Annotated in this window: 1 protein-coding gene; it reads right to left on the minus strand. The window is 43.9% G+C overall.

The annotated features are described in order from the left end of the window. Positions 1-524: ATP-binding protein (locus YWE_RS28285; RefSeq protein ID WP_036016794.1), on the minus strand; the 524-nt coding region annotated here is incomplete at its 3' end. Positions 525-1122 lie beyond the last annotated feature (598 nt).

Genomic DNA, 1122 nt, shown 5'->3' on the forward strand with positions numbered 1-1122 from the left:
GCCAGCGCCAGTACGTTAGCGACCAACGAAGCCAGCATAATATCGATATAACGGCGCCAATCACGCAGAGCGATAGCCCAAAACCAGTCTTTTTTGTAAGGCTTAATATATTCATCAACCCGCGCATCCGGAACCGAGGATTCAGGTTTCAGCAATACGACCAGCTTGGTTCGTTCACTGATTTCAGTGACATTTAACGGCGTAGACATACCTTTGTCACCGCTGAACAACACGCTGATATGGTCTTCACTATCCATTTTTTCCAGCACGCCGACCTGACCGTCAGTAAACTCGACAATCATAGGCATCCGCCACGGATCCAACTGAGCCGGATCAAATGGTTCAAAACGCACGACAAGCCCCAATTGGCGGGCCATGCGATCTAAAACAATATCAAGGGCCGCCCCCTGTTCCCATTCCAGAGAGACTCGAACATTCTCTTCTGAATAATCAAGGCGATAGTGCCGGGCAACCGCGATCATCGCAGCTAGCCAAGGTTCATAGGGGAATGTCGATTGACTCATAATAGGGTGTTACTTTCCTTAGATGTGTTACGTCATTAACCATATGCGTGGGCATATATGACTCCAGCAAAACACCCATTAGAGAAATATACGTCAGCAACAGATTTACTGTAAAAATCACTAACGAACCGATACTGAGAATTATGAATACACCGAGATAAAACTTGATTTATTTGCCTGAGATTATGCACTTAAATACAGCAAAAAAATACGTAAATGCGCGTAAAAATAGGTAGAAACGATAGAGGCCGAGAGCCACCGCCACGGCATAAATGAATGCATCTGAAGTGTACTGACAATAGTGGACACTGCCTTTGTCTAAGTCACCAGCCATTAATGATGATGTTGTCAGTTGTAGAGGGTCTTTAATACACTCTTGCTCTCCTGAACCGTCTGTTCTTTCTCCGACAATCGTGTCCAAGATTTTGGGCACTGATTAGAATATGGATACTGAGTTTCATCGGCAAACCTGTATGGGGTTGGTTTTTTAATCTTACTGACTTTATTGTTGTGATCGATTATATCGGGATATTTACCCTATTCCCGGCATGACCGTTGCTGATAATAAATAATGCAAAATAAGGTTTCATTAGATGGC

The sequence above is a fragment of the Budvicia aquatica DSM 5075 = ATCC 35567 genome (genome assembly GCF_000427805.1).
Taxonomy (GTDB): Bacteria; Pseudomonadota; Gammaproteobacteria; order Enterobacterales; family Enterobacteriaceae; genus Budvicia; species Budvicia aquatica.